This is a genomic window from Pedomonas sp. (assembly GCF_036515995.1).
Lineage (GTDB): Bacteria > Pseudomonadota > Alphaproteobacteria > Sphingomonadales > Sphingomonadaceae > Pedomonas.
In genome coordinates, this window is the sequence record NZ_DATBUP010000067.1 from 1 (window position 1) to 6050 (window position 6050).

2 protein-coding genes are annotated in these 6050 nt (G+C 66.7%); one reads left to right on the forward strand and one right to left on the reverse strand.

Going from position 1 to position 6050, the window contains the following annotated elements:
* Nucleotides 1–337 precede the first annotated feature (337 nt).
* Entirely contained in the window at nt 338–1519 is a 1182-nt protein-coding gene (locus tag VIG90_RS05375) for a pyridoxal phosphate-dependent aminotransferase (RefSeq protein ID WP_331592433.1), read from the reverse strand.
* 465 nt (nt 1520–1984) lie between these two features.
* Between VIG90_RS05375 and dnaE the strand changes: the two genes are divergently transcribed.
* Complete coding sequence (dnaE, locus tag VIG90_RS05380; RefSeq protein ID WP_331592434.1) at nt 1985–5542, forward strand: DNA polymerase III subunit alpha; 3558 nt, start codon at nt 1985–1987, stop codon at nt 5540–5542.
* Nucleotides 5543–6050: the final 508 nt, after the last annotated feature.

The window sequence follows — 6050 nt, forward strand, 5'->3', positions numbered from 1 at the left end:
TGCCGCCGCCCTGGCCGCCCTGCTGGCCGCCGCGCTGGCTGGACTGCGACTGCTGGCCGCCCTTGCGGCCGATCTCGCTCATGTGTTCACGGTCCTGGCTGACCGCTTCGCCGCCCTTGCGACCGGCTTCCTCGCGGCTCATCTTGCCGCCACCACCCTGGTTCCTGTTCTGTGCCATCGAAGCCTCCTTTTCATTTGGTCGATGCAAACAGAACAATGAAATGACGGGCCGGATTGTTCCGGACAGCAGGACGAGCGGAGCGGGTTCGGGCGACGGACCGTTGCAGGAAGGCCTGTGATAGGGCGTGCGCCCGGCCAGCCGGGCGCACGCGCCGTGTCAGCCCTTCAGCCAGCCCTCCAGGCGCTGGAGCGCTTCTTCCACCAGCGGTGTGGAGACGGCGAAGGAGAAGCGCAGGAACCGGTTGCCTTCGACGGGGTCGAAATCGATGCCGGGGGCCAGCGCAACGCCGGTCTCCTGAACCAGACGGCGGCAGAATTCCAGACTGTCGTTGGTGAGGTGGCCGATGTCGGCATAGACGTAGAAGGCGCCGTCCGGCGGGGCGATGCGCTCGATCCCCATCCTGGGCAGCCGCTCCAGCAGGAGGGCCCGGTTGGCGCGGTAGACGTCAACGTGGCGTTGCAGCTCGTCATCGGCCTCGAGCGCGGCGAGTGCCGCATGCTGGGCAAGGCTGGGCGGGGTGAGGAACATGTTGCCGGTGACGGTGGAGAAGTGCTCGGCCTCGGCCTCCGGCACCACCAGCCAGCCGAGCCGCCAGCCCGCCATGGAGAAGTATTTCGAGAAGCTGTTGACGACGACGACGTCTTCAGAGAACGCCAGCGCGGTGGCCGGTTCGGCGGCATAGCAGAGGCCGTGGTAGATCTCGTCGGAAATCAGGCGGATGCCGCGCCGCGTGCACACCTCGGCAATGGCGGCCAGTTCCTCGGGCGAGAGCATGGTGCCGGTGGGGTTGGCCGGGCTCGCCACGATGACGCCCGCCGGGGCCGGGTCCAGCGCCTCGATGTGGGCGGCGGTGATCTGGTAGCGGGTATCCGCCCCGCAGGGGATCTCCACCGGCTCAAGGTGCATGGCGGTCAGGGTGTTGCGGTAGGCCGGGTAGCCGGGCCGGGCCATGGCGACGCGGTCGCCGGGGCGGAACAGGGTGGTGAAGGCCAGCACCAGCGCGCCGCTGGCCCCGAAGGCCGGGATGATGCGGCCGGGCGAGACGGTGACGCCGTAGGCGGACTGATAGCGCGCGGCGAGCGCCTCCTTCAGCGGCACGCTCTCCCAGTAGCCCATGGGATCGGCGTCCAGCACCTCGTGCGCGCGGGCGATGGCGGGCTGGGGCGCGCCGGTGGACGGCTGGCCGAACTCCATGTGGATGATGGAGCTGCCCTGCGCCTTCAGCTGATGGGCAAGACGCGAGATGTTGATGGCGTGGAAGGGCTCGACCTTCGGCCGGGCGGAAGCGGGGCCGCCTGAGGCGGGAGAAGCTGGAGAGGGAGCTTTTGAAGAGGTCATGGGGGCGCAACGCACTCTGGACGGAGGGGCTGAAGAACTGGCCCGGTTGTAGCCGGGCGGGTGGGGAAGGGCAATCGGTGGCGGGGTGCAGCCGGCGGGCCGGGGCGCGTCTTATGCTCGTATGTTCGATTTTTGTTCTTGAAGACAGTAGTCGGAAAGGCATATATTTCGGATATGACGATGCTGCTCCCCTTCCTCCTCTTCTGCCTCCTGGCCCTGCTGCTGGCCGGGCGGGGAGAGGTGCGCGTGGGGTTCCACCGAGCAGTTCCGCGCAATGCAGGGAGTGCAGCCGCTTTGCGGCAGGCGGGGCGTGGCTGGCGCTACCCTTCCGGGGCCGGACGCGCTACAGAGGGAGTCGTGAGAGCGGAAGCCGCGGCATCGCGCGAGGGCGGGATGCCGCGCGGCATGCCGTCCGCTCTTGCAATGTCTGTTTCGCCAACGGTTTTCAGCGGTTTTGACTCGAGCATGAGCAGCAGCACGTCCACCCGGTTTGTCCATCTGCGGGTGCAGTCCGCCTATTCCATGCTGGAAGGGTCGATGCATCCGAAGGACATCGCCAAGCTGTGCGTGAAGCATCACATGCCTGCAGCGGCGCTGACGGACCGCAACGTGCTGTTCGGCGCGATGGAGTTCTCGGACTACCTGCTGGATGCGGGCGTGCAGCCCATCATCGGCAGCCTGCTGTGCGTGAAGCGCCCGCAGGTGGAAGGCGCGCAGGTCAGCAGCTTCTCCGGGCCGAAGGCGGCGTATGACAGCCTGGTGCTGCTGGCGCAGAACGAGACGGGCTATGCCAACCTCATCCGGCTGGTCTCGACGGCGCACCTTGGCGTCGAGGGAGCAGAGCCGCCGCACGTGACGCTGGACGCGCTGGAGGGCATGACCGAAGGCCTGATCGCGCTGACCGCAGGCTATGAGGGTGCGATCGCCCGGCTGCTGGACGAGGATCAGCAGCGGGCCGCCGAGGACTATCTGGCGCGCCTCGAGGGGCTGTTCCCGGGCCGGCTCTACATGGAGCTGACCCGCGTTGGCGATGCGGCCGAGGCAAAAGTGGAGCCGCTGCTCATCGAGCTCGCCCACCGGCGGGACGTGCCGCTCGTCGCCACCAACCCGGTGCTCTACGAGGCATACGATTTCCATGCCGCCCACGATGCCATGCTGTGCATTGCGGACAGCACCTACGTGGACGAGCCCAACCGCCGCCGTTCCAACCCGGAGACGTGGTTCAAATCGCCCCGGCAGATGGAAAAGCTGTTCCAGGACGTGCCCGAGGCGCTGGCGAACACCACCGTCATCGCCCGGCGCTGCGCCGTGGCGGCGCCGTCGCGCAAGCCGATCCTGCCCAACTATGCCCCCGGCATGTCGGAGGCCGAGGTGGTGTCGGAGCGGGCGCGGCAGGGCCTGGCCGGGCGGCTGGAGAAGCACGTCTACAAGCCGGAGGACGATGCCGAGGCCCGCGAGGCCAAGGCGAAGCCCTACAAGGAGCGGCTGGAATACGAGCTGGGCATCATCAACCAGATGGGCTTTCCCGGCTATTTCCTCATCGTGTCCGACTTCATCCAGTGGGCGAAGGACAACGGCATCCCGGTGGGGCCGGGCCGTGGTTCAGGCGCGGGCTCGCTGGTGGCATGGGCACTGTCGATCACCGATCTGGACCCGCTGCGGCTGGGCCTGCTGTTCGAGCGCTTCCTCAACCCCGAGCGCGTCTCGATGCCGGACTTCGACATCGACTTCTGCGAAACCCGGCGCGGCGAGGTGATCCGCTACGTGCAGGAGAAGTACGGTCGCGATCAGGTGGCGCAGATCATCACCTTCGGTAAGCTGAAGGCGCGCGCGGTGGTGAAGGACGTGGGCCGCGTGCTCCAGATGTCCTACGGGCAGGTGGACGGCATCTCCAAGCTGATCCCCAACAACCCGGCCGACCCCAAGACGCTGGTGCAGGCACTGGACGAGGTGCCGGAGCTGCGCAAGAAGCGCTACTCGGAGAAGGGCGCGGACCGCCTGTTCGATATCGCGCTCAAGCTGGAGGGCATGTACCGCCACACCTCCACGCACGCGGCCGGCGTGGTGATCGGCGACCGCCCGCTCGACCAGCTGGTGCCGCTCTACCGCGATCCGCGCTCAGACATGCCCGTGACCCAGTTCGACATGAAGTGGGTGGAGAAGGCGGGGCTGGTGAAGTTCGACTTCCTCGGCCTCAAGACCCTGTCGGTGCTGCAGAAGGCGGTGGACTTCCTGAAGCTGCGCGGCATCGACCTCGACCTGTCCTCCGTGCCGTGGGACGACCCGGCAGCCTTCCAGCTGCTGGCGCGGGGCGACACCGTCGGCGTGTTCCAGCTGGAATCCGAGGGTATGCGCCGCACGCTGGCCATGGTGAAGCCGGACAAGTTCGAGGACATCATCGCGCTCGTGGCGCTCTATCGCCCGGGCCCGATGGACAACATCCCGACCTACGCCAACCGCAAGCACGGACTGGAGGAGCCGGACTACCTGCACCCGTGGCTGGAAGAGGTGCTGGCCGAGACCTACGGCGTCATCATCTACCAGGAACAGGTGATGCAGATCGCCCAGATCCTGGCCGGGTACAGCCTTGGCGAGGCAGACCTGCTGCGCCGCGCCATGGGCAAGAAGAAGAAGGAGGAGATGGACGCCCAGAAGGCCCGCTTCCTTCAGGGTGCCAGGGAGAAGGGCGTCGATCTCGACAAGGCGGACCAGATCTTCGAACTGGTGGCCAAGTTCGCGGGCTACGGCTTCAACAAGTCCCACGCGGCAGCCTATGCGCTGGTCGCCTACCACACCGCTTACCTGAAGGCGAATTATCCGGTCGAATTCTTCGCTGCGTCAATGTGTTACGATATGCATTTGACGGACAAGCTGAGCATCTTCGTCGAGGACATGAAGCGGCTCCAGATGCCGGTGTTGCCGCCGGACGTGAACCATTCGGACGCCGAGTTCGCGGTGGAGGCACTGCCGGAGCCGAGCCCGTCCGGCCAGACCTATGCCGTTCGCTACGCGCTCGCCGCGCTCAAGGGCGTGGGCGAGAAGGCGATGGAAGGGCTGGTGGACGAGCGCAAGGCCAACGGGCCGTACAAGTCCCTCTCGGACTTCGCGGACCGCATCGACCCGCGCCTCGTCAACAAGAAGCAGCTGGAAGGCCTGGCGGCGGGCGGCGCGTTCGACGGGCTGGAGCCCAACCGCGCGGCCGCCCATGCCGGCATCGAGGCCGTGCTGAACTACGCCCAGGCCGCCGCCGAGGCGCGGGCGAGCGCGCAGGTCAGCCTGTTCGGCGAGGCGACCGGCGTCGAGGCGCAGGCGCTGCAGCTGCCCCGTGTCGAGCCGTGGCCGCTGGGCACGCTGATGGACAAGGAGCGGGACGCCTTCGGCTTCTACTTCTCCGCCCACCCGCTGGACGCCTATACCCACGTGCTGCGGGCGAACAACGTCATCACCTATGCCGAGGCGATCAACTCGGAGCCGCCGACCACTGGCAACCGCATGCCCGCAACGCTGGCGGGCATGATCGAATCCTGCCGCTGGCGTCAGCCGCCCCCGCGCGACGGCAAGCAGGGCAACCGCTACCTGATGGTCGATATCAGCGACCAGTCCGGCCAGTACATGAGCATGTGCTTCGATGAAGAGGCGCAAGGGGCGATCGAGCGCGCCGCCAGCGCGGGCGACCTCGTGCTCATCGCCGCCGAACTGATGTGGCGGGAAGGGGATGAGGCGCCCCGCGTCACCGTGCGGGGCGTGACGCCGCTGGAGCAGCTCGCTGACCGCACACAGGCGGAAGTCACCGTGTTCGTGCGCTCCCGCGATCCGTTCCCGCAGATGGCTGGCTTGCTGGAACGTTCAAAGGGCGGGCGCGGACGGGTGAAACTGCACCTCATGCTCAAGGGCGGCGAGCGGGCGGCGGAAGTCATGCTGCCGGAGCGCTACCGCGTCGATCCCAACCTGTGCGCCGCGCTGCGTTCCCTGCCGGGCATCGACGAGGCCAAACTGCTCATGGGTGGCCAGCCTTTGGGGTAAGGGCTGGGCATCGGGGCTGTGCCCCGGGTCTTCGCGCTGCGTGAGGTTCCTCTGCTGACGCTTTGATTTATTTTGTTTTTTGCAGAGGGTCTTGACCCTCTGCACTCCCTTCGCTTTTCGGGCCGTGCGTATGGTGGCTGTTGTGTCGGCTGGTTGAGCCGGGTTGCAAGCCGGGGGTGGCGGGCCTGATGCTCTTATGGTCACGATGCTCTTACGGTCCCGATGCTCTTACGGTCCCGATGCTCTTATAGTCATGGCAGCGCGGGGCAGGGGCATCTGTCCTGATCCCTGTGAGGTCTCGGCCGGTTCGGTCAGGCGGTGTCCTGAACCCCCTCAGTATCGTAAGGCGTGGAAGCGTACCTGTTTCGGTCGGGCGTGCTCTTCATGCCTCCCGGAGAATGACTTTCGGAGAAAGGCTACTTTCTGAACCGGATTGCTCCCAAGACCATCCGCAAGGCCCGGTTTCGAAGAAGGCACCGTTTTCGAAGACCTTGCGCAAAGGTGTTTG